Here is a 20,137-nt window from a genome sequence, read left to right on the forward strand (position 1 = left end):
GGTCCCCCCTAGAACAGGCTACCCTGCTTCGGCGGCATGGTGGGCTCTTCAGCCTTCGGCAAGCGTTTCTTCGGTGGCGCACCGCCTTCGGTTGTCACGGCGCCGACGCGGCCGTCGGCAAACTCGATCGAAATGCCCACGCCGGCCGAAAGAGCCGCGGCCTGCGAGACCGGCCGGTTCTCATCGTCGCGGATGACTGCATAACCGCGCTTCAGAACGTTCTTGTAGGAAAGCGACTGCAATACGCGGTCCTGTGCCGAAAGCTCGCCCCTTGCCCGTGTCAACTGATGGCGGACAGCGGTATCGGCGTGACGGGACAGGTTTGCCAGATGGTCGAGCATACGTGCCGTCTGCGTCTTCAGCCGCGCCGGCAAGGACCCAAAGACGGCATCTGCCCGCCCGACACGGGACCTGGAGCGATCGATCAGTCGCTCCACCGTGCGCTCGGCGCGCGTCATCCGCTCGGCAAGCATCTGGCGGCGCTCGGCAATGCGGTTCGAAAGAACGTCCGGCCTCAGATGCGATGCGGTGCGCTCGAAGCTCCGGCGCTTATTGATGGTGTTGAGCTCCAGCCCGCGGCCAAGGCCTGCGGCCGCTTCATCAAAGCGTCGGCGCGGCAGCGCCAGCAACTGATCGAGGGACGGCAGCGCTCGCATCAATGCCCGAACGGACTGCATCCTGTGATCCATCTGCCGGCTCATGCAGCCTTGCAGGCGGGCCGAAAGCGCAGAAACCTGGGCGTCCAGTTCGGCTTTGACGGGAACGGCCATTTCCGCAGCCCCCGTCGGCGTCGGCGCGCGCACATCGGCCGCATAGTCAATCAGCGTCCAGTCAGTTTCGTGGCCAACCGCCGAGATAAGCGGAACTTCACTTTCAGCAGCGGCGCGCACGACAATCTCGTCATTGAAGCTCCAGAGATCTTCCAGGCTGCCGCCACCACGCGCGACGATCAGCACATCAGGCCTCGGCATTTCGCCGCCCGGCTGGAAGCCGTTGAAACCGCGGATGGCATTGGCCACCTCCTCGCCGGAACCATCTCCCTGCACCTTGACAGGCCAGACGATGACATGGACTGGAAAACGATCGGAAATGCGGTGCAGGATATCGCGAATGACGGCGCCCGTTGGCGACGTGACGACGCCGACGACCCTCGGCATGAACGGCAGCCGCCTCTTGCGCGCCGCGTCGAAAAGACCCTCAGCACCAAGCTTGCGCTTGCGCTCCTCGATCAACGCCATCAGCGCGCCCGCACCCGCGGGCTCCAGCGTTTCAATGACGATCTGGTATTTCGACGAGCCAGGAAAGGTCGTCACCTTGCCGGTGGCGATCACCTCCATGCCTTCTTCCGGCCGGAACCTTAGCCGCGAGAACGTGCCTTTCCAGATGACGGCGTCGATACGCGCGCGATCGTCCTTCAGCGAGAAATAGGCATGCCCCGATGAATGCGGGCCGCGATAGCCGGAAATTTCGCCACGCACCCGGACCTGGTCGAAAGCAGTCTCGACCGTGCGCTTGATCGATCCCGAAAGTTCGGAGACCGAATATTCAGTCAGGTTGGTGGGCGAATCGGTGTCGAAGACATTGCTCATCCTTCCTTTCTAGCGAAAGCGGAGGGAAAGATCAGTAGAGCATCGGGTTAGCGCTCAATTTTCCGGCTTGAAGAGAAAGAACTGCACCCCAACGCCCGCGGCCTTGGGAAGCGGTTGGAGGTAGGACGGCACATTGCCCTTCGCCAATTGAGAATAAAGACCCTCCGGCTTCAGTTTTGCGAACTGCATCGTCGGATAATCGTCGGGACAGAAAGCCAAAACATGAACGTCCGCCCCCCTCAGGAAGGCCTCTGCATCCTTCGGTTCCGAGAGGCCGATATGCATTTCGGTCAGCATACCCCGGGGATTGCGATGATAAGGTGCGGTCAGAACATGCTGGCTCGTAAAGCGGAGGATCGGCACGCCGAGTTCAGATGAGGCCGCCACCATGCCGACAGGCATCGCATTCAGCGGCGCAAGAGCCTCTCTTGAGATACACGAAGGCTTGTTTTCCTTGTCTTTCGCTTCGTTCTTGTCTTCCTCCGTTTGCCTCTGCAGCTCAACGAAGGCTCCAGCAACGGCCCAAACAGCAGGTACGCTGGCAAGCACCAGCATGATGTAACAGAATGCGACAGCGACATTTTCGCGATCGCTGTTCGATATACGGCGGATGTCGACAATCAGCAGCGCGAGCGGCAGGATAGCGATCAGGTTTGCAAAGGGTGCCCCGCGCACCTGCATGAGGCCGATGGCCCAGCAGAGGACGAGCAGGAAAAGCAGGATGGCGTGAATCCGCACCCTGTCGCGATAGAGGATTCGGAATGCGCTGACAGCAATGCCCAAAAGACCGGCTGCGTAAAAGGCACCGATGCCGAAAGGCTCGTCGCGGATCATGTCGAGCATGGAGCGCGCTTCTGAAATATTGTTCAGCCACAGCTCAACGAGCATTGGATCGAGATCGTCAAGCGGATTATGCAGGCATTGGGGCGCGATCACCATGGCCGAAACTGCAACAGCAATGCCGATACCACCGAGTGCAGCGAAGCGTCCTATTCTCGACGCGCGGCTTGCGAAAACAGCCGCAACGGAAAGCATCCCACCGCCGATCGCAGCGAGGCCGTAAAAACCAAGCGAAAAATTATCGCAGGTCACGGTCGAATAAAGCCGGGGCGGCATGGTCGAGAAGAACAGAATACTGACGGCCAGCGCGAGCGTCAGCCCGAATGCTTTGGCAGCCTTCTGAAAGGCTTGCCCCACCCAAGCCCAATGAAGAGCGACGACGAGGCAAACCGTTGCGACGAAAGGTGTTGTCTCGACCCCAATGGCGATCGCGAGAGCCGCCATCGAGGCTGCAACGATATAGCTCCAGGCATGATGCTCCTCATCGAGAAGCATTGCCGTCATCATCGCGACAAGCCCGATCTGCACGTTGTGATGATCGATCGCACCCGGAACGAAACGGTTGCTGCTCCACACGCCTAGTGCGGTCATCACCAGAGAGACATGCATGGCAGGCACACCGCCGATGCGGCGGCCCGCAATCGCCATCGCAAGCATGAGAGGGGTAACGAGTGAGACGGGCCAGATCGCGAGCGCCACGGCCTCGGCCTGCTCGCCCGCCAGAAACAAGCCGAAGAATTTGATGAGCCCTGCGATCGGCAAATCGATCAGCCGCGACCAGTGCATCAGCGTGCCATCAACGCCCAGCCGGTATTGGGTCAAATCGAACCAGCTCTGCCCGGAGAGAAAATCCCTTACTTCGACGAGCCGCATGCCGTCGTCATTGTCAGGACCGACATAGTCTTTCGTCCCGATCAGCTTCACCGGCAAAATGCACGCGATCAGCACCGCGCTATAGAGCGACACGGACGGCCACAGACGCGTGAGAAGCATGCGGACAGCGGCAAGCGACACGATGGGCGGCGAAGATTTAGAAGCTGAATTGCCGGTCATTCCTGCGACGTTCGCCATTCCTGTTGTCCCGTCCTAAGCTGCGCGAACTTTAGCTTTTGCAGATCAAGAAAGTGTAAAGCGTCCGGATGGCTGCCGATTCTTCCCGCGCTATAGGGTCTTATTAACGCTGCATGTTTTAGACTGCGCGCCAATTGTGAATGGCGAGTGGCATCATGACACGATCGCAGACCAAAACGCTAAACATCGCTGTGCTGCTTCCGTGCTACAACGAAGCGGCCACGATCGGTGCAGTCGTCCGCGGCTTCAAAGCGGCACTGCCGCAAGCGCAGATTCAGGTCTACGACAACAATTCGACAGACGGCACCGCGCTCCATGCGATGCTGGCCGGCGCCGCTGTCGTGCGCGAACGGCGCCAGGGTAAGGGCCATGTCGTGCGCCGCATGTTCGCCGATATCGACGCCGACATCTATCTGATGGCGGATGGCGACGGCACTTATGCGCCCGAAGACGGCGAAGAGCTGATCCGCACGCTGCTGACCGAACGCGCCGACATGGTGGTCGGAACGCGGCGCGGCGTTCATTCCGACGCCGGGCGCAACGGGCATGCTTTCGGCAACCGCATCTTCAACATTCTCTACCGCACGATCTTCGGTCCGGACTTCACCGATATTTTCTCAGGCTACCGGGCCTTCTCGCGCCGTTTCGTCAAGAGCTTCCCGGCCGTTTCCGCCGGTTTCGAGATCGAGACTGAAATGTCCGTCCACGCCTCTCGGCTCAAGCTGCCGGTCGCCGAGCTGGAACTCGATTACGGCCGCCGCCCGGAAGGTTCGCACTCGAAACTCTCGACCTTGAAGGACGGCGGCAAGATTCTCTGGATGTTCGCCATGCTCATGAAGGAAACGCGGCCCTTTGCCTTCTTCGGCCTCATCAGCGCGTTCTTCATGCTGTCGAGCATGGCTTTCATGGCGCCTGTGCTGGCGGAATACTTCGAGACCGGGCTTGTCAACCGCATGCCGACATGGGTTCTCTCCATGGCGCTGATGATGATCTCCTTCATGGTCTTTACCGCGGGTCTGATCCTTGATTCCGTCGCACGCTCGCGTGCCGAGCAGCTTCGCATTCATTACCTCAACGTCGCCGCGCCGAGCCAGGGTTTAGCGTCGGAAAAGTCCATTGAAACCGCGCAAGGTGGCAGGACCACGCGTATCGCATAGTTGCTTCCGCCCAAAGGTGACGCCCTTTCCATGAACAGAGAAACCACAAACCGTATTCGTTATCGTGCTGGAAGATATCCTGCCGCCGTTTGTCCGTGATTCCGGTGCGTTTCGCTGGGCTGCGCGGCGCGTCTGGGGCGACCACATCACGCACTTGGCGAAATTTCGCGAGCGAGCACCGTTTCTTTCGGCAGAGGAATATGCCGAGCTTTACCGCAAGCATCCCCGTGTTCACGAAGGCACGGACAATTCTGCGGCCTGCATCAGCCGCATCCTCGGATCGATCGCGGGAAAGAGCGTCTGCGATATCGGCTGCGGCACGGGTGCGCTGCTCCGCAGCATCCAGGCGACGCATCCTGGGCTCAACCGCCTTACAGGCGTCGACTTCGTGATTGAAGACGCATCACGGCTGCCTGGCATCGAATATGTCGCGGCCAAGGTCGAAAACCTCCCCTTTGCAGACGCGGAATTCGACACGGTCATCTGCACGCATGTGATCGAGCATATTCTCGACTACCGGCAAGCGATTGCGGAACTGCGCCGGATTGCAAAACGCCGCCTGATCATCGTTGTGCCGAGGGAACGCGAATACCGCTACACGTTCAATCCGCACTTCAACTTCTTCCCTTACACACATTCCTTCCTGAGAGCTGTTCACCCGGTGCCTCCAGCCTTTGTCTGCGAGGATATCGGTCGCGACATCTTCTATTCGGAAGAAAGAGGTGCAGCAGATTGAAGGACGGTTCGATGCTTTCCACTTTTTCGACCGCAACATGGATTGGGCTTATCGGCACGCCATTGCTGATTGCCTCGGGCCAGGTGCTGTTCAAGCTGGCGAGCGCAGCTACAGGCGAGCTCAGTGTCCGCAATATTCTTGCTCTGCTTTTCAATCCGGTGATGCTTGCAGCGCTACTCCTTTACGGTCTCGGAACGATCATCTGGATTTACGTCCTGAAAGCCGTCCCGCTGACGATTGCTTACTCCTTTATGGGATTGACCTTCTGTTTCGTACCTTTGCTGGCGCAGGTCTTTCTTGGGGAAGCCCTCACTGTTCGCTACGCCATTGGCGCGGCTTTCATCATTGCTGGCATGCTCGCGATCAATGGCTGACGCCTCTCTCAATCGAAGCGGGTCGCTTCTGCGCTTTGCCGCATTGTCGCTGCTTGGATTGGCGGCCGAAACGATACTCTTCCATTTGCTGCTGAAGGTGATGCAAGGCCCGCTTTTGACGCGGGCAGTGAGCCTTGTTGCAATCCTTGGCATTATGCTCGCTTTGCTGCGACGCATCGATGTCACGACGGGCGGTCGGCTGTCGGTCGTCCGCGCAGGGATCGTCGCCATCGTGCTGATTGCGGCGATCTTGAATTATGGTCTCTACGCCACGCTCATAACGGTATTGCCGTCGCTGCAGCCGTTGGCGGCAATGGTTCTCGCCTCCGCCTCTACCCTGTGCTTTGCAATTTTCGGCTACATCCGTTTCGCATTTCGCGAATAATCAAACAGGCTCCCAGCCGTCCTTCTCGCTGGCGCGGTAGATCGCGTCGATCACCTTTTGGTTCAGCTTCGAGCTTTCGAGCGTGACGACCTCTTCCTTCTCGCCCTTGGCAGCGCGGGCGAAAGCTTCTGCTTCACATTTGTATTGGCGGCTGTCCTGGAAGCGGAAGATGGTCGACTCGTTGTGGCTGCGGTTGGCGAGTTCCAGTTCCTCCGGCCCCCAGCGGTCGGCGTTGAAAGGCGATTTCACCTCGATATAGCCTTCCGTGCCGTGGAACACCATGACCTGGCGGTTTGCCATCTGGGTGGAGATGTAGAAGCTCAGCTCGAAATCGCCGAAGTCGGCCTTCACGCTCGAATAGATATCGGTGCCGAATTCCGGGTCACGTTCGGTGACGGCCTGGATGCGCAGTGGTTCCTTGCCCGTCGAAAAGCGCGTGCTGATCGTCGGATAGACGCCGATATCGGGCAGGCCGCCGCCGCCAAGTTCGGGAATGTTGCGCATGTTGCCGGGATCGCGATTGAAATAGGTAAAGGCACCTTGGACATGGCGAAGCTTGCCGATCGCGCCGTCGGCGATCAGCGAGCGGACCTTTCGCCAGACCGGCGCGTAGGTCACCATATAGGCTTCGGTAATCAGGACCTTGCTGCGATCACGCGCAGCGATGAGGCTGTCGATCTCGCCGGCATTGAGCGCGATCGGTTTTTCGCAAAGGACGTGCTTGCCGGCGTCTGCCGCCTTGATGGTCCATTCGACATGCTGTGACGTCGGCAGCGGAATGTAGACGGCGTCGATCACGTCGGAGGCGAGCATCTCCTCATAGGAGCCGAAGGCATGCGGCACGGAAAAGCGGTCGGCCATCTCGCGCGCCTTTTTCAGATCGCGGCTGGCAATCGCGGTGACGACGCAGTTTTCCGCGTCCTGAATGGCCGGAACGACGAGTTCACGGCCGATCTTTGCCGTCGAAATAATACCGAAACGGAGCATGGCTTAGCCTCCCAGAGCTTGAATGGGTGCAACCTTATTCAGGGGTGGCGGGTGACGCAATGGCGTGCGCGCAAATCACGAAAGTTTGGCTTTCCTCTGCCGGAACCTGCGCTAGTTTACTCCCGGCGACGCTCTGCGGCATCCGTACTTTCAATCAAATCAGCAATTTAGGAAAGCGCCATGGAAATGCGCCGGCTCGGAAAAACAGGTCTTTCAATCTCGCCCATCGTCTTCGGCGGCAATGTCTTCGCATGGACGGCCGACGAGAAAACGTCCTTTGATATTCTCGATGCATTCTTCTACGCAGGTCTCAATACCATCGACACGGCCGACGTCTATTCATCCTGGGTGCCTGGCAACAAAGGCGGCGATTCAGAGGAGATCATCGGCAAGTGGCTGAAGAACGGAAAGGTCTCCCGCGACAGGGCGGTCATCATCACCAAGGTCGGCTCCGACATGGGCCAAGGCAAGTCGCTGAAAGAGCAATATATCCTCAAGGCCGTCGAGGATTCGCTCCGCCGCCTGCAGACGGATTACATCGACCTCTACCTCTCCCACTGGCCCGACGAAAATACACCCTATGAAGAAACGCTCGGCGCCTTCGCCAAGCTGAAGCAGCAGGGAAAAATCCGAGCGATCGGGTGCTCCAATCTCGATGCCGGCCAGCTTCAGGCATCCTTCGATGCCGCCGAGAAGGCTGGCGTTCCTCGCTACGATGTGCTGCAACCCGAATATAATCTTTATGAGCGATCGAGCTTCGAAGGCCAGCTTGCCGATCTTTGCGTGAAGGAAGATATCGGTGTCATCACCTATTTCAGCCTCGCAGCCGGCTTTCTCTCCGGTAAGTACCGCAGCAAGGCCGATACGCAGGGCAGGGCCCGCAAAGATAGGGTCGCGAAATATCTCGATGCTAAGGGCATGCGCATTCTCGCCGCACTCGATCAGATTTCCGCCGAAACGAGCGCGAAACCTGCCGAGATCTCGCTCGCTTGGCTGCTCAACAAGAAAGGCGTGACGGCACCGATCGCCAGTGCTACCAGCACCTCACAGCTCGATAGCCTGGTGAAGGCGGCGGAGCTTGAGCTTTCTGATGAAGCAATGAGACTGCTCGACAGGGCAGGCGCCTGAGGGGATGACATGACCGTGACGATCCGCGATGCGAGACCGGGAGACGAAGCGCACTGGCGCGAACTCTGGAAGGATTACCTCGCCTTTTATGAAGTCACGGTCGATGGGGACATTACCGATTCAACGTGGCGCCGGGTTTTCGATCCGGCGTCGGCAATCTTCATGCGCGTTGCGGAAGTCGACGGAGAGGTGATGGGGTTCACCCTCTCACTGACGCATGAAGGCACATGGATTCGCGGCCAGGACTGCTATCTCGAAGACCTGTTCGTCCACCCAGGCGCCCGCGGCAAAGGGGTCGGCCGGGCGCTTATGGATGACCTGATATTGCTCTGCAAGCAGTACGGCTGGTCGCGGCTTTACTGGCACACGAACGAACAGAACAAGACGGCACGTGCGCTCTACGACAGCTATGTCGAAAGCGACGGACACATCCGCTATCGCATCAGTTTCTGAGCGGCGGAAATCCCTGGTAGACTTTCGAATGATCGCCTTGCCAATTCGCCATGCCCGGCTTGGTGAGAGTTCCGCGCGGCCGCACATAGCTCTGGATCGCACGCTTTGGCCGCTCGTGCCATTGGATATTAAAGGCCCATAGCTTTGGAAAGAAGCAGAGCGATGCATAGGGCAGATGATCGTGGATCCACCACGCGAGCTTCTGCCAATCTTCCTCATCACGATAAGTATCGATCATCCAGGGTACGACGACACAGGCCGTCGCCCCCATGCAGCCATCGAAATCGCGCATGTCCCAGATATGGTCCGCCGCACTCGAGGCATTGGTCGAGCAATTGAGCTTGTTTTTGTTTCCAAATTCGTTGACGGCGGCAGAACGGTAGCCCGAGCGGATGTGCAGCTTGCCGAACGTCGCCTGAAGCGGCTCGAGCAGTTCCTTGCAAAGCCGCCTACCTGCCTCAATTGCAAGATCCGGGTCGTCTGGAATATTTGGAATGCGATAGAAATCGGCGATCTCGGAATGCAGGAAATCGCGGAGGAAGAAATTCTTCGAAAGCCGCGCCCGGCCCAGATCCTCAAGCGATTTCATCGACCCAGGCTTTTTCATGCGTCTCTCCTCCATCCGCCGGCACGAACCTATCCCGTCATCCGGCTATTGCCACCCGGAAATTGCGGGCTCCAGCGGAACAATTTCCAACTAGGTCGCTTCTCTAAGGGTTCACGACTGCGTGACTCCAAAAACGAGAACAAGGATGGAAGAAATGGCTAAGGGAAAGACACTTGAGGATCTCTACTACGACACTCTGAAGGATATCTACTTCGCCGAGCGGCAGATTCTGCGCGCCCTGCCGAAGATGGCCCGCGCTGCTCAGTCCGCCGATCTGAAGACCGGTTTCGAAAAGCACAAGGAAGAAACCGAAGTCCATGTAGAACGCCTGCAGCAGGTGTTCGAGATTGCCGGCAAACGTGCTCAGGGCAAGACGTGCGAAGCAATTCAGGGCATCATCGCTGAGGGCGAAGAGATCATGGAAGAATTCAAGGGGACGGCCGCGGTCGACGCCGGCCTGATCTCTGCGGCGCAGGCCGTGGAGCACTACGAGATCGCCCGTTACGGCACACTGAAGACCTGGGCGCAGAACCTCGGCTACAAGGACGCCGTCGTACTGCTGGAGCAGACCCTGCAGGAAGAAGCGGCAACTGACAAGTTGCTCACGAAACTCGCCGTCACCGCCGCAAACCAGAAAGCGGCCCGCGCAGCTTGACGACAATCCTCTGAAGCAGCCGGTCTTACCGGCTGCTTCAGACTTGGCACGGCTTGCCAAAGGACCGCCCGCCTCTAAATTCTTCAGCGTTATCATGACGCCGATACGGAGGGTGCAAGATATGTCCGAACAGCAGGCAATCGAAGCAGTCGTCCATCTCTACGTCGAAGGCATGACCTTTGCCAACGAAGCCGCATTGCGAAAGGCCTTCCATCCGCAAAGCACAATCATCGGTCACTATGAACATGCGGTCGAATGGCTGACGCGCGACGAATTCATCGCTGCGATCACCGCTGAAGGCGCCGCCCCGCCGGGAACGCAACCGTATATGGATATAACAATGATCGATGTCGCAGGCGATGCCGCGATGGCGAAGGTGACTGACGAATTCGCCGGGATGCGCTTTACCGACTATCTGTCGATGCTGAAGATCGACGGTCGATGGACCATCGTCAACAAGCTCTACTACCTGCATTCCTAGGCGGCGCAGCTTTCACTGATTCAGGCCGGCGCAGCCGCCGGCCCGGAGTGCCGCCCATCGTATGCGTCGTCAGCTTCGCAGCACACCGCCGGTGAACTTCGTCACGCTCGCCACGATCTTCTGCGTCAAAGCCTCAAAATCCTCGTCCGTCAACGTCCGCTCGACGGGCTGGATCTGCACTTCGATCGCAACCGACTTCTTGCCTTCGCCAAGCGATCCGCCTTCGAAGATGTCGAAGACATTGACGCCGGTGACCAGCTTGCGGTCGGCACCGCTCGCAGCCTTTATGATCGCGCCTGCTTCAACCGCCTTGTCGACGACGAAAGCGAAATCGCGCTTGACGGCCTGGAGGGGCGAAAGCTCCAGCGCCGGCTTGGTGCGTGTCGCCTTCTTCTTCGGCTCGGGCATAGCGTCGATATAGACCTCGAAGCCGCAGAGCGCGCCTGACACATCGAGCGCTTCGAGCGTCGAAGGATGGAATTCGCCGAAATAGCCGAGGACGACCTTCGGACCCATCTTGATGGCGCCGGAACGGCCGGGGTGATACCATTCCGGTCCGCCCTGCTCTATCTGGATGTTGCCCATCGGCAGGCCGCAGGCCTCGATCACCGCCAGCGCATCGGCCTTGGCGTCGAAGACATCGACCGGCTTGCCGCCACCCTTCAAATTGTTCGACCACATGCGGCCGGCGCCGGTGAGCGACGCCGTGCCGCGGCGAATGCCACCGGCAACACGGCGCTGGCCGTCCGGCCTGTCATTCTCGTAGGTTCCGGAAACTTCGAAGATCGCCACATCGCCGTAGCCCTTGTCGGCGTTTCGCTGCGCAGCCATCAACAAACCCGGCAGGAGCGACGGGCGCATGTCGGACATTTCGGCTGCGATCGGGTTCGCAAGCTTGAGTGCCGGCGAGCCGCCGCCGAAGAGCTTCGCCTGCTCTTCCGAAATGAAGGACCAGGTGACGGCCTCCAGCATGCCGCGCGAGGCGAGCGCCCGCTTGGCCATACGCGTGCGGATCTGCAGCGTCGTCAGAATCTTGCCGTTCACGGCTGCATGGCTTTCCAACGGCGCCGGCTTGATGTTGTCGACGCCGTGGATGCGCATGACTTCCTCAACGAGATCGGCCTTACCGCCGACGTCCGGACGCCAGGAAGGAACGGCGACCGAGACGCTTTCGCCCGAGCCCGACACCCCGAAGCCGAGGCGGGTCAGGATATCCTTGCTCTCCTCAGTCGAGACTTCAAGGCCGGTCAGGCGCCTGACTTCCCAGTAGGGAAAATCGACGGTCTTCGGCTGATAGCCCTTGTAGCCGACGACATCCGCCTTCGCCGGCGTGCCGCCGCAAAGTTCAAGAACGAGTTCCGTCGTGCGCTCCAGACCGGGAACCATATATTCCGGATCGACGCCGCGCTCGAAGCGATAGCGGGCATCGGTGATGATGCCCAGACCGCGGCCGGACTTGGCGATGTTCATCGGGTCCCAGAGCGCGCATTCGATCAGCACGTCGGTCGTGTTTTCGTCGCAGCCGGAATGCTCGCCGCCCATGATGCCGCCGATCGACTCGATGCCGTCCGCATCGGCGATCACGACATTGTTAGGGCCAAGCTTGTATTCACGCTGGTCGAGCGCCAGCACCGTCTCGCCTTCCCTCGCACGGCGGACGGTCAGATTGCCGCTTACCTTGGCAGCGTCAAAGACGTGCATCGGCCGGCCCTGATCAAAGGTCATGTAGTTGGTGATATCGACCAGCGCATTTATTGGACGCAGACCGATCGCCAGCAGCCGCTGCTGCATCCAGCGCGGGCTCGGACCGTTCCTGACGCCGCGCACGAGGCGGAGCGCAAAACCCGGGCAGAGCTTTTCGTCGTCAAGATCGAGCCTCACCTTGACAGGTGTCTCGCCTTCGACGGCGAAGGACGGCGCAGGCCGCGTCTTCAGCGTGCCGAGACCCGAAGCGGCCAGATCGCGGGCGATGCCGTAAATGCTCGTGCAGTCCGGACGGTTCGGGGTGAGGTTGATCTCGATGACAGGATCGTCGAGATGGGCATAAGCCGCATAGCTGGTCCCAATTGGCGCGTCTTCGGGCAAATCGATAATGCCCTCATGATTGTCAGAAATCATGAGTTCCTTTTCGGAGCACATCATGCCATGGCTTTCGACGCCGCGGATATTGCCGACGGAAAGCGTCACATCGATGCCGGGAACATAGGTGCCCGATGCGGCAAATGCGCCGACGAGGCCCGCCCGCGCATTCGGCGCCCCGCAGACGACCTGGATCGGCGCATCCTTGCCGGTATCGACCGAGAGAACCTTCAGGCGGTCGGCCTGTGGATGTTTCTCAGCGGAGAGAACCTTGGCGATGATGAAAGGCCTGAAGGCCGCCTTGTCATCGACATCTTCGACCTCCAGCCCGATCATCGTCAGGCGCGTGCAGATTTCATCGAGGGTGGCATCCGTTTCCAGATGATCCTTCAGCCAGGAGAGCGTGAATTTCATGATCTCAATCCTCCCTTACACGCTCAAGCCGCCGAACAGCGTCGGCATGTCGAGCGGGCGGAAGCCATAGTGGGTCATCCAGCGGACATCGGCGTTGAAGAAGTCGCGCAGGTCGGGCATGCCGTATTTCAACATAGCGATGCGGTCGAGGCCCATGCCCCAGGCAAAGCCCTGATATTCGTCCGGGTCGAGACCGCCATAGCGCAGCACGTTCGGATGGACCATGCCACAGCCGAGGATTTCCATCCAATCCGTTCCCTCGCCGAATTTGACGATCGGGCCTGAGCGGTCGCATTGGATATCGACTTCAAAGGACGGCTCAGTGAACGGGAAGAAGGACGGGCGGAAACGCATCGTCACGCTGTCGACCTCGAAGAAGGCCTTGCAGAACTCTTCGAGCACCCAGCGCATGTTGGCGACATTCGCCTTGGTGTCGATCACCAGTCCCTCGACCTGATGGAACATCGGCGAATGGGTCGCGTCCGAATCCTGACGATAGGTCTTGCCAGGGATGATGATGCGGATCGGCGGCTTCTGCGCTTCCATGGTGCGCACCTGTACGGGCGAGGTGTGCGTACGCAGCACTTTTCGCTCGCCGTTCTCATCCGGTTGGAAGAAGAAGGTATCGTGCATTTCGCGGGCTGGGTGGCCTTCGGGGAAATTCAGCGCCGTGAAATTGTAATAGTCGGTCTCGACATCCGGACCTTCGGCGATCGAGAAGCCCATGTCGCCGAAGATCGCGGTGATTTCGTCGACGATCTGGCTGATCGGGTGAATGCGGCCGCGCTCGGCGGGCGAGGAGCGGACCGGCAGGCTGATGTCGACCGTCTCGGCCTTCAGGCGGGCATTGACCGCCGCTTCCTTGAGCGTCGCCTTGCGAGCGGCAAGCGCATCTGCGACCTCATTCTTGAGGACGTTGATTGCAACGCCCTTGGTCTGGCGCTCTTCAGGCGACATCGTGCCGAGCGTCTTCAGGAGCTCGGAAACGGAGCCCTTTTTCCCGAGGGCCGAAAGGCGCACGGCTTCGAGTGCCGGTTCGTCGTTGGCGGCAACAATTTCCGCAAGCAGCGATGATTTGAGCTGGTCGATATCTGACATCGTCAATTCTTTCCGTCCGGGATCAGGCGGGCAATCGGAGGCTGGTTAGAACCGGCCGGGCAAGCAGCAGAGAGAAAGAAAAACCCGCGCCAGCCCAAACCAGCGCGGGTTTCCCAAAATTCAAAAAAGCGTCAAGCTTGGGAAGCGCTGGTTAACGAACCGCGCTTTCAAACTCGTTCTTCGTACCGGCATCCTTGAGGTACTCGAGGGCCTTCTTGGAGGCTGCGACGAGCGTGCCGAATGCTTCCGGCTCATGGATCGCCATGTCGGAGAGGACCTTGCGGTCGACCTCGATGCCAGCCTTGTTCAGGCCGTCGATGAATCGGCCGTAGGTAAGGCCGAATTCGCGGACGGCAGCGTTGATGCGCTGGATCCATAGCGCGCGGAAATTGCGCTTGTTGACCTTGCGGTCGCGGTAGGCGTACTGCTTGGCGCGATCGACGGCAGCCTTGGCGGTACGGATGGTGTTCTTGCGGCGGCCGTAGAAGCCCTTTGCTGCCTTCAGAACTTTCTTGTGCTTGGCATGGGCTGTAACGCCTCTTTTTACACGTGCCATTTCATGATCTCCTTAATCTAAAGCGTTCGCGGAATAGTCTTAGAGACCGTTCGGCAGGTAGTTCTTCACAACCTTGCGGCCATCGGGTTCTGCGAGAACCATCGTGCCACGTGCGTCGCGAATGAACTTGTTGGTACGCTTGATCATGCCATGGCGTTTGCCAGCAGCAGCGGCCTTGACCTTGCCGGTCGCGGTAATTTTGAACCGCTTCTTGGCCGAGGACTTCGTCTTCATCTTGGGCATTTTGCTACTCCGTTTCTATACTCCCTGCGCGCTTCTTCAAAAAAGCCCTCCTGCGATGTCCGGTCTTCCGGCCGTCGCAACAAGGTGCGGGAGCGTTTGTTGTTGATCTGCGGCATGGCGACGAGACCGTCCCGCAAGCATTCGAAACTGCCACGGCATGCCCTGCCGGTCAGTTCGGACGCGCGCTTATACCTGCAGCGCCGCGAAAGTGCAACGGGGCAGACGAGGATTCTTCAGGCGCGCTGAAAAACACAAAAGCCGCCCTTACAGACGGCTTTGATGCATTGATGAGGGCCGCTCACTTCGGCGCGAGCACCATCATCATCTGGCGGCCTTCAAGCTTCGGTTCGGCTTCGACCTTTGCAAATTCCAGCGTGTCGGCCTTGACCTGCTGCAGAAGCTTCATGCCGAGTTCCTGGTGGGCCATTTCGCGGCCACGGAACTTCAGCGTCACCTTCACCTTGTCGCCTTCCTCAAAGAAGCGGCCCATAGCCTTCATCTTCACCTCATAATCGTGGGTGTCGATGTTCGGACGCATCTTGATTTCTTTGACTTCGACAATCTTCTGCTTCTTGCGCGCCTCGGAGGCCTTCTTCTGGTTGGCGTACTTCAGCTTGCCCAGATCGAGAATCTTGCACACAGGCGGTTCGGCGTTGGGAGAAATTTCCACAAGGTCGAGGCCGGCTTCTTCAGCCATTCTCAAGGCCTGATCGGTGGGCACCACGCCCAAATTCTGTCCTTCAGCATCAATCAACTGAACCTTAGGAATACGGATTTCCCGGTTCGAACGCGGCCCTTCCTTCACGGGCGCGTCGGTTTTAAAAGGTCTGCGAATGGTCGTACTCTCCTCGAGTTGTTTCAGATCGCAGCTTCGCGCTCCATTGGGGCGCAACGAAGTCTCGCTATCGCTGCGATGTCGTCAATAACACGCTTTAGCGGAAAAATCACCTGCTGTCAGCCTATCGAGAATCTGTTTTATAGGCACAAACAATGGGAGTTTGTGCTTATGTCCGAAGCAACAGCCATATCCGAGCCGCAGTTCCTGACGGTGGGCGAAGGCGACGCGGAGCGAAAGATCGCTTTCATCATTCGTCAAGCCGCCTCGAACGATCGCGGCCCGACCTTCGTCTGGCTCTCCGGCTATCGGTCGGACATGAGCGGCACAAAGGCGATAGAGCTCGATCGGCTGGCCGGCGAACTCGGACTTGCCTGCATCCGCCTCGACTATTCGGGGCATGGACTTTCCAGTGGAGAGTTTAAGGATGGAACGATTTCCCGCTGGCTGGAAGAAGCGCTCGCCGTCCTCCTCCATGCAAGACCCGAACGCGTCATCATCGTCGGTTCCTCCATGGGCGGATGGATTGCGTTGCGGCTGGCGCAGGAACTTGCAAAGTTGGAGGGGACGCCAAAGCTCGACGGTATGGTGCTGATCGCGCCGGCACCCGACTTCACATCGGACCTCATCGAGCCGCATCTGAGGAAAAAGGATCGCGCCTCGCTTGCCGAACGCGGCTTTTTCGAAGAAAAGTCCGACTATAGCCCGGAGCCGAACATTTACACCCGTGCACTTCTGGAAGACGGCCGCCAAAACCGGGTTCTGACCGGCATCATCAACACAGGCTGCCCGGTGCATGTCCTGCAGGGCATGAAAGATCCGGACGTTCCCTACAGTCACGCCATGAAGCTGGTTGAACACCTACCCGCCGACAATGTCGTGTTGACCTTCATTCGCGATGGCGACCATCGGCTTTCACGGCCGCAGGATATCGAGCGGATACTATCTGCCGCTAAAGGCCTCATTCGTTAGTCGAAGCAGGCGCCTGCCGCCTCCACCAGAGTTCGAGCCCGGGCCCGGCTGGAAACCGCCGGTTGTGTGGCATTTTAACCATGTCGGGTTGTTAGGGCAGCCCTTCGAGAAGTAATGATTGACTCCTCAACGCCCTCTCCGTTAACTCTTTGTTAACAAATACAAGGGCGATGCAGGGAAACGGGCGTGCGGATCAAGGGTTACTTGATGGTCATGATGGCCATGTTTGCGATGTCTTCGGCCGCATTACCGGCCCCCACAAGAAACCTCTCGATGGTTACCGGCGGCGCCACCTCGCAGCCAATCGGCCATTATGATTTCTGCCAGTTGCACCGGATCGAATGCGGTGCGGACCGCAACGCAGGGCCGGCGGAAATGAATGGCGAGAAGTGGGCTCTTGTCCGCTCGGTCAATTCCACCGTCAACAGCACCATCACCCCGATGACGGACAAGGAAATCTACGGCAAGGACGAAATCTGGGCTTATCCGACAACGGCGGGCGACTGTGAAGATTTTGCACTCCTGAAGCGCCGCATCCTGATCCAGCGCGGCTTTGAGCCGGCAAACCTTCTGATGACGGTGGTGCGTAAACCGGATGGCGAAGGCCATGCCGTGCTGACGCTTCGCACAGCAGAAGGCGACTTCATTCTCGACAACCTCGCTTCGAGCGTGAAGCCCTGGTTCGACACGGCTTATTCCTTCGTCAAGCGCCAGTCGAGCTACAATGCCGGCCGCTGGGTAACGATCGAAAACGGCCGCGACGTCCTGGTCGGCGCTCTGAAGTAAGAAATTCAACCTTCAGCACTAAGGCCTGCGACCGTCGGCCGCTTTATGAGACTTTGTTTGCCGCATGGTCTCCCGCCCTTCGCCTGAGTTCAAGACGTTCGGTGCTGCAATCGTGTCACTGGGGTCGATTGCTTCGGCTGCGCGCCGGACCGGGCCTCACCCATTGCCGATCAGGATGCCGGCAGCTAGCACAAGGCCTCCGCCGACCACGACCTGGAAGGCGGCGCGCAGAAATGGCGTTTCCATATATCTGTTCTGGATGAACGCGATCGCCCAGAGCTCGAAAAAGACGATGACGACAGCAGTAATCGTCGCGGTCCAGAATTGCGGAATGAGATAGGGCAGTGCGTGGCCGAGACCGCCGAGCGTTGTCATGATGCCGCAGGCGAGACCACGCTTGATTGGCGAACCGCGCCCGGAAATCTTGCCGTCGTCATGCGCAGCTTCGGTGAAGCCCATCGATATACCCGCGCCTACCGAGGCCGAGAGGCCGACGAGGAAGGTCTGCCACGTATCCTGCGTCGCAAAGGCGGCGGCAAAGATCGGCGCCAGCGTCGAGACCGAACCATCCATCAAGCCTGCAAGGCCGGGCTGCACATAGGTGAGCACGAATTGCCGCCGCGCCGTATCGTCCTCGGCGTCTTTTACGCCCTCCGGCCTATGTTTGTCGCCGAGCATCCTGGCAATGTCTTCGTGACCCTGTTCGGCGAGCGCGAGATCGCCGAGAAGCTGGCGCGTCGAGGCATCCGAAGTCTGCTTTGCCGCCTCGACGTAGAAGCGATAAGCCTGCTCCTCCATCGTCTCGGCTTCCTGCCGCACTGCTTCCAACGACAGGTTCTTGCGCAGCCAATCCGGCTTGCGCTCATAAAAGCCCTGCACATGCTCGCGGCGAATTAACGGAATGCGTTCGCCGAAACGCTGCCGATGTATCTCGATCAGCGACTTGCGGTGCGTATTTTCGACTTCCGCCATGTCCTCGAGGACCTGCGCCGAGGCGGGATAAGCGGCCTTCAGCTGGTCGGCATAGGCACGATAGATGCGGGCGTCGTCCTCTTCGGAGGCAATCGCTAGCGCCAGAATTTCCTGTTCCGACAATGATTTGAATGAACGTTTGGACGACCTGAAAAACCGCGGCAGCATACAAATAGCTCCATTTTAGAACTATTCTAAATCTAAACAGCGCACCGCAAGGCGTCAAGCATCGGGCGGTTGATCCCGACAAATTGCCGCAAGACGGATTGTGGACTTCAGTTGGAAGCGGCAGGTGCCTATATGAGGCGTGCCGCAACAAATCGACCATGGGTCTGAGATGAATAGTGAATTGCAAGGCCGGGCGGCGCATGCCACCGCAATCCGCCAGCGAGCGGAAACGGAAATGAATGCGATGGGCATCGACAATGCCTTCATCGACAGGCTGGTCGAAACTTTCTACGGTCGCGTCCTTGCGCATCCCGAACTCGGCCCGGTTTTTGACGCCCGGCTTTCCGGCCGCTGGCCGGAGCACATGGCGAAGATGAAGAGCTTCTGGTCGTCCGTCGCATTCCGCAGCGGCGCCTACGGCGGGAAGCCGGTGCAAGCACATGTCGGTGTTGCAAACATGACGCCGGCTCTCTTTCCGCAATGGCTGGAGCTCTTTGCCGCAACGCTCGACGATATCGCTCCGAATGCCGCGGTAAAGGCCTGGTTCATGGCGACAGCGGAACGCATCGCGAAGAGTTTGACGCTATCGCTATTCTACAACCCCGCACTCGACGATCCGGCGCGCAAGCCCGCCTAAGCTTTTTCCGTCGAAAAGGTCGCACTTGCACTCGCCGCAACGACCAGCGCGGTCCCGAGCATCTGCAACAGCGTCATGGGCTGCGCAAGGATGAGGAAGCCTGCGAGCGCACCGATTGCTGGTTCCAAGCTCATGAGGATGCCGAACGCGGCCGTCGACATCCGCCGTAACGCAATCATTTCCAGGGTATAGGGCAGGAGCGGAACGAGGATCGCCAGACCTGCCATCTCGACGAGACCGTAGCCATCGAGGTTCGGCGCGGCCCCGGCAAAGCCGAAGGGCGTCGCCACCACCGCTGCCACGATCAGCGACATGGAGAGGCCCTCGAGCCCCTTGAACGCCGCTCCGACCTTTTTCGTCAGCATGATATAGCATGCCCAGCCCGCGCCGGCGCCGAAGGCAAAGAGCACGCCGGGCAGATTGCCGACCCATTGCTCGCCATCATAGGCGAGGAAGAGAACACCGGCTGCGGCGATCACCGGCCAGATCAGGCGCCGCGTCAGGCCATAACCGAACGTCGCGACGGAAAGCGGACCAAGAAAATCGATCGCGACCGCAAGCCCCAAAGGAATTCGCTCGATCGCCGCGAAGAAGGACATGGTCATTAGCGCTGTCGTCGTGCCGAGAACCAGTGCGCCGATCCATTGCTCGCGGCTGTAGCGCAGCAATGGCGGACGAACGGCGATTGCAAGGATGACTGCCGCGAAGGCAAGCCGCAGCCAGGAGGCACCTGCCGATCCATAGGCTGCGATCGCGCCGGAAGAGAATGCCGCACCAAACTGAATGGACGACATCGACAGCAGGCACATGAGTGCACCGGCCGCAACGCCGCCGGAGAATGCGGGCGCTGCTGCAGTTAACGCAACGGCACTGCCGTTTGCCGCTGGTTCGCCCGTCTCCTGGTCCATTTCCCG

At 59.2% G+C, this 20,137-nt stretch carries 22 protein-coding genes; 11 read left to right on the forward strand and 11 right to left on the reverse strand.

The window, feature by feature from the left end; translation table 11 throughout:
• Nucleotides 1-8: 8 nt before the first annotated feature.
• Nucleotides 9-1,589 (reverse strand): exodeoxyribonuclease VII large subunit, encoded by a 1,581-nt coding sequence (gene xseA, locus ACZ9DP_RS34130; protein ID WP_476204993.1) that lies wholly within the window; start codon nt 1,587-1,589, stop codon nt 9-11.
• Nucleotides 1,590-1,643: 54 nt separating this feature from the next.
• Nucleotides 1,644-3,482: a hypothetical protein gene (locus ACZ9DP_RS34135; protein ID WP_476205523.1), complete on the reverse strand. Its 1,839-nt coding sequence runs from the start codon at nt 3,480-3,482 to the stop codon at nt 1,644-1,646.
• 173 nt (nt 3,483-3,655) lie between these two features.
• On the opposite strand from ACZ9DP_RS34135, the gene ACZ9DP_RS34140 reads away from it, so the two are divergent.
• From ACZ9DP_RS34140 to ACZ9DP_RS34155, 4 genes are all read left to right on the forward strand, one after another.
• Nucleotides 3,656-4,657, forward strand: coding sequence for a glycosyltransferase (locus tag ACZ9DP_RS34140; protein ID WP_476204994.1), 1,002 nt, complete (start codon nt 3,656-3,658; stop codon nt 4,655-4,657).
• Nucleotides 4,658-4,721: 64 nt separating this feature from the next.
• Nucleotides 4,722-5,393 (forward strand): class I SAM-dependent methyltransferase, encoded by a 672-nt coding sequence (locus tag ACZ9DP_RS34145; protein ID WP_476204995.1) that lies wholly within the window; start codon nt 4,722-4,724, stop codon nt 5,391-5,393.
• Nucleotides 5,394-5,404: 11 nt separating this feature from the next.
• A complete protein-coding gene (locus ACZ9DP_RS34150) occupies nt 5,405-5,767 on the forward strand; it encodes a DMT family transporter (RefSeq protein WP_476204997.1) in 363 nt (120 codons plus the stop codon).
• Nucleotides 5,760-6,152: a GtrA family protein gene (locus tag ACZ9DP_RS34155; protein ID WP_476204998.1), complete on the forward strand. Its 393-nt coding sequence runs from the start codon at nt 5,760-5,762 to the stop codon at nt 6,150-6,152. The genes ACZ9DP_RS34150 and ACZ9DP_RS34155 overlap by 8 nt, the downstream gene beginning before the upstream one ends.
• Here the strand turns inward: ACZ9DP_RS34155 and ACZ9DP_RS34160 are convergent, their stop codons facing one another.
• Nucleotides 6,153-7,139, reverse strand: a complete 987-nt coding sequence (locus ACZ9DP_RS34160) for a Gfo/Idh/MocA family protein (RefSeq protein WP_283070362.1) — start codon at nt 7,137-7,139, stop codon at nt 6,153-6,155. It lies immediately after the preceding gene.
• A gap of 180 nt (nt 7,140-7,319) precedes the next feature.
• Between ACZ9DP_RS34160 and ACZ9DP_RS34165 the strand changes: the two genes are divergently transcribed.
• Complete coding sequence (locus tag ACZ9DP_RS34165) at nt 7,320-8,267, forward strand: aldo/keto reductase (protein ID WP_194728690.1); 948 nt, start codon at nt 7,320-7,322, stop codon at nt 8,265-8,267.
• Nucleotides 8,268-8,276: 9 nt separating this feature from the next.
• Complete coding sequence (locus tag ACZ9DP_RS34170) at nt 8,277-8,720, forward strand: N-acetyltransferase family protein (RefSeq protein WP_476204999.1); 444 nt, start codon at nt 8,277-8,279, stop codon at nt 8,718-8,720.
• Here ACZ9DP_RS34170 and ACZ9DP_RS34175 read toward each other — a convergent pair.
• Nucleotides 8,710-9,327 (reverse strand): hypothetical protein, encoded by a 618-nt coding sequence (locus ACZ9DP_RS34175; protein WP_476205000.1) that lies wholly within the window; start codon nt 9,325-9,327, stop codon nt 8,710-8,712. The two genes, ACZ9DP_RS34170 and ACZ9DP_RS34175, sit on opposite strands and share 11 nt — an antisense overlap.
• 154 nt (nt 9,328-9,481) lie before the next feature.
• Here ACZ9DP_RS34175 and ACZ9DP_RS34180 point away from each other — a divergent pair, with 154 nt between their 5' ends.
• Both ACZ9DP_RS34180 and ACZ9DP_RS34185 read left to right on the forward strand, forming a co-directional pair.
• Nucleotides 9,482-9,982: a YciE/YciF ferroxidase family protein gene (locus ACZ9DP_RS34180; RefSeq protein WP_476205001.1), complete on the forward strand. Its 501-nt coding sequence runs from the start codon at nt 9,482-9,484 to the stop codon at nt 9,980-9,982.
• A 121-nt stretch (nt 9,983-10,103) separates the two neighbouring features.
• Nucleotides 10,104-10,463, forward strand: coding sequence for a nuclear transport factor 2 family protein (locus ACZ9DP_RS34185; protein ID WP_039843611.1), 360 nt, complete (start codon nt 10,104-10,106; stop codon nt 10,461-10,463).
• Between the two features lie 69 nt (nt 10,464-10,532).
• On the opposite strand, the gene pheT is transcribed toward ACZ9DP_RS34185, so the two are convergent.
• The 5 genes from pheT to infC all read right to left on the reverse strand — a co-directional run bounded on the left by pheT (nt 10,533) and on the right by infC (nt 15,688).
• Nucleotides 10,533-12,956: a phenylalanine--tRNA ligase subunit beta gene (pheT, locus tag ACZ9DP_RS34190; protein WP_476205002.1), complete on the reverse strand. Its 2,424-nt coding sequence runs from the start codon at nt 12,954-12,956 to the stop codon at nt 10,533-10,535.
• A 15-nt stretch (nt 12,957-12,971) separates the two neighbouring features.
• Complete coding sequence (gene pheS, locus ACZ9DP_RS34195) at nt 12,972-14,054, reverse strand: phenylalanine--tRNA ligase subunit alpha (protein ID WP_074066306.1); 1,083 nt, start codon at nt 14,052-14,054, stop codon at nt 12,972-12,974.
• 151 nt (nt 14,055-14,205) lie between these two features.
• On the reverse strand, nt 14,206-14,610 hold the full coding sequence (rplT, locus tag ACZ9DP_RS34200) for a 50S ribosomal protein L20 (RefSeq protein ID WP_074066305.1): 405 nt from the start codon (nt 14,608-14,610) through the stop codon (nt 14,206-14,208).
• Nucleotides 14,611-14,649: 39 nt separating this feature from the next.
• Nucleotides 14,650-14,853 (reverse strand): 50S ribosomal protein L35, encoded by a 204-nt coding sequence (rpmI, locus tag ACZ9DP_RS34205; RefSeq protein ID WP_004108077.1) that lies wholly within the window; start codon nt 14,851-14,853, stop codon nt 14,650-14,652.
• A gap of 298 nt (nt 14,854-15,151) precedes the next feature.
• The gene (gene infC, locus ACZ9DP_RS34210) at nt 15,152-15,688 is read right to left on the reverse strand and encodes a translation initiation factor IF-3 (RefSeq protein WP_074063010.1); all 537 of its coding nucleotides are present in this window, start codon (nt 15,686-15,688) and stop codon (nt 15,152-15,154) included.
• Nucleotides 15,689-15,859: 171 nt separating this feature from the next.
• Between infC and ACZ9DP_RS34215 the strand changes: the two genes are divergently transcribed.
• Nucleotides 15,860-16,660, forward strand: a complete 801-nt coding sequence (locus ACZ9DP_RS34215) for an alpha/beta hydrolase (protein WP_194728686.1) — start codon at nt 15,860-15,862, stop codon at nt 16,658-16,660.
• Between the two features lie 186 nt (nt 16,661-16,846).
• On the forward strand, nt 16,847-17,446 hold the full coding sequence (locus ACZ9DP_RS34220; RefSeq protein WP_194728685.1) for a transglutaminase-like cysteine peptidase: 600 nt from the start codon (nt 16,847-16,849) through the stop codon (nt 17,444-17,446).
• A 156-nt stretch (nt 17,447-17,602) separates the two neighbouring features.
• Here ACZ9DP_RS34220 and mbfA read toward each other — a convergent pair whose 3' ends face one another.
• On the reverse strand, nt 17,603-18,586 hold the full coding sequence (gene mbfA, locus ACZ9DP_RS34225) for an iron exporter MbfA (protein ID WP_239596035.1): 984 nt from the start codon (nt 18,584-18,586) through the stop codon (nt 17,603-17,605).
• Nucleotides 18,587-18,755: 169 nt separating this feature from the next.
• On the opposite strand from mbfA, the gene ACZ9DP_RS34230 reads away from it, so the two are divergent.
• Nucleotides 18,756-19,223 carry a group III truncated hemoglobin gene (locus ACZ9DP_RS34230; RefSeq protein WP_239596037.1) on the forward strand — a complete coding sequence of 156 codons (468 nt, stop codon included), beginning with the start codon at nt 18,756-18,758 and terminating at the stop codon, nt 19,221-19,223.
• On the opposite strand, the gene ACZ9DP_RS34235 is transcribed toward ACZ9DP_RS34230, so the two are convergent.
• On the reverse strand, nt 19,220-20,131 hold the full coding sequence (locus tag ACZ9DP_RS34235) for an EamA family transporter (RefSeq protein ID WP_194728682.1): 912 nt from the start codon (nt 20,129-20,131) through the stop codon (nt 19,220-19,222). The genes ACZ9DP_RS34230 and ACZ9DP_RS34235 overlap by 4 nt on opposite strands.
• Nucleotides 20,132-20,137 lie beyond the last annotated feature (6 nt).

Source organism: Rhizobium sp. USDA 4016, from assembly GCF_056279705.1.

Coding starts and splice junctions, on each gene's coding strand:
- ACZ9DP_RS34150 (WP_476204997.1), top strand. CDS start 5,405: ATGCTTTCCACTTTTTCGACCGCAACATGGATTGGGCTTATCGGCACG.
- ACZ9DP_RS34165 (WP_194728690.1), top strand. CDS start 7,320: ATGGAAATGCGCCGGCTCGGAAAAACAGGTCTTTCAATCTCGCCCATC.
- pheT (WP_476205002.1), bottom strand. CDS start 12,956: ATGAAATTCACGCTCTCCTGGCTGAAGGATCATCTGGAAACGGATGCC.
- ACZ9DP_RS34215 (WP_194728686.1), top strand. CDS start 15,860: ATGTCCGAAGCAACAGCCATATCCGAGCCGCAGTTCCTGACGGTGGGC.
- ACZ9DP_RS34140 (WP_476204994.1), top strand. CDS start 3,656: ATGACACGATCGCAGACCAAAACGCTAAACATCGCTGTGCTGCTTCCG.
- ACZ9DP_RS34170 (WP_476204999.1), top strand. CDS start 8,277: ATGACCGTGACGATCCGCGATGCGAGACCGGGAGACGAAGCGCACTGG.
- ACZ9DP_RS34160 (WP_283070362.1), bottom strand. CDS start 7,139: ATGCTCCGTTTCGGTATTATTTCGACGGCAAAGATCGGCCGTGAACTC.
- ACZ9DP_RS34135 (WP_476205523.1), bottom strand. CDS start 3,482: ATGACCGGCAATTCAGCTTCTAAATCTTCGCCGCCCATCGTGTCGCTT.
- ACZ9DP_RS34185 (WP_039843611.1), top strand. CDS start 10,104: ATGTCCGAACAGCAGGCAATCGAAGCAGTCGTCCATCTCTACGTCGAA.
- rplT (WP_074066305.1), bottom strand. CDS start 14,610: ATGGCACGTGTAAAAAGAGGCGTTACAGCCCATGCCAAGCACAAGAAA.
- rpmI (WP_004108077.1), bottom strand. CDS start 14,853: ATGCCCAAGATGAAGACGAAGTCCTCGGCCAAGAAGCGGTTCAAAATT.
- pheS (WP_074066306.1), bottom strand. CDS start 14,054: ATGTCAGATATCGACCAGCTCAAATCATCGCTGCTTGCGGAAATTGTT.
- ACZ9DP_RS34180 (WP_476205001.1), top strand. CDS start 9,482: ATGGCTAAGGGAAAGACACTTGAGGATCTCTACTACGACACTCTGAAG.
- ACZ9DP_RS34175 (WP_476205000.1), bottom strand. CDS start 9,327: ATGAAAAAGCCTGGGTCGATGAAATCGCTTGAGGATCTGGGCCGGGCG.
- ACZ9DP_RS34235 (WP_194728682.1), bottom strand. CDS start 20,131: ATGGACCAGGAGACGGGCGAACCAGCGGCAAACGGCAGTGCCGTTGCG.
- ACZ9DP_RS34155 (WP_476204998.1), top strand. CDS start 5,760: ATGGCTGACGCCTCTCTCAATCGAAGCGGGTCGCTTCTGCGCTTTGCC.
- xseA (WP_476204993.1), bottom strand. CDS start 1,589: ATGAGCAATGTCTTCGACACCGATTCGCCCACCAACCTGACTGAATAT.
- ACZ9DP_RS34230 (WP_239596037.1), top strand. CDS start 18,756: ATGAATAGTGAATTGCAAGGCCGGGCGGCGCATGCCACCGCAATCCGC.
- mbfA (WP_239596035.1), bottom strand. CDS start 18,586: ATGCTGCCGCGGTTTTTCAGGTCGTCCAAACGTTCATTCAAATCATTG.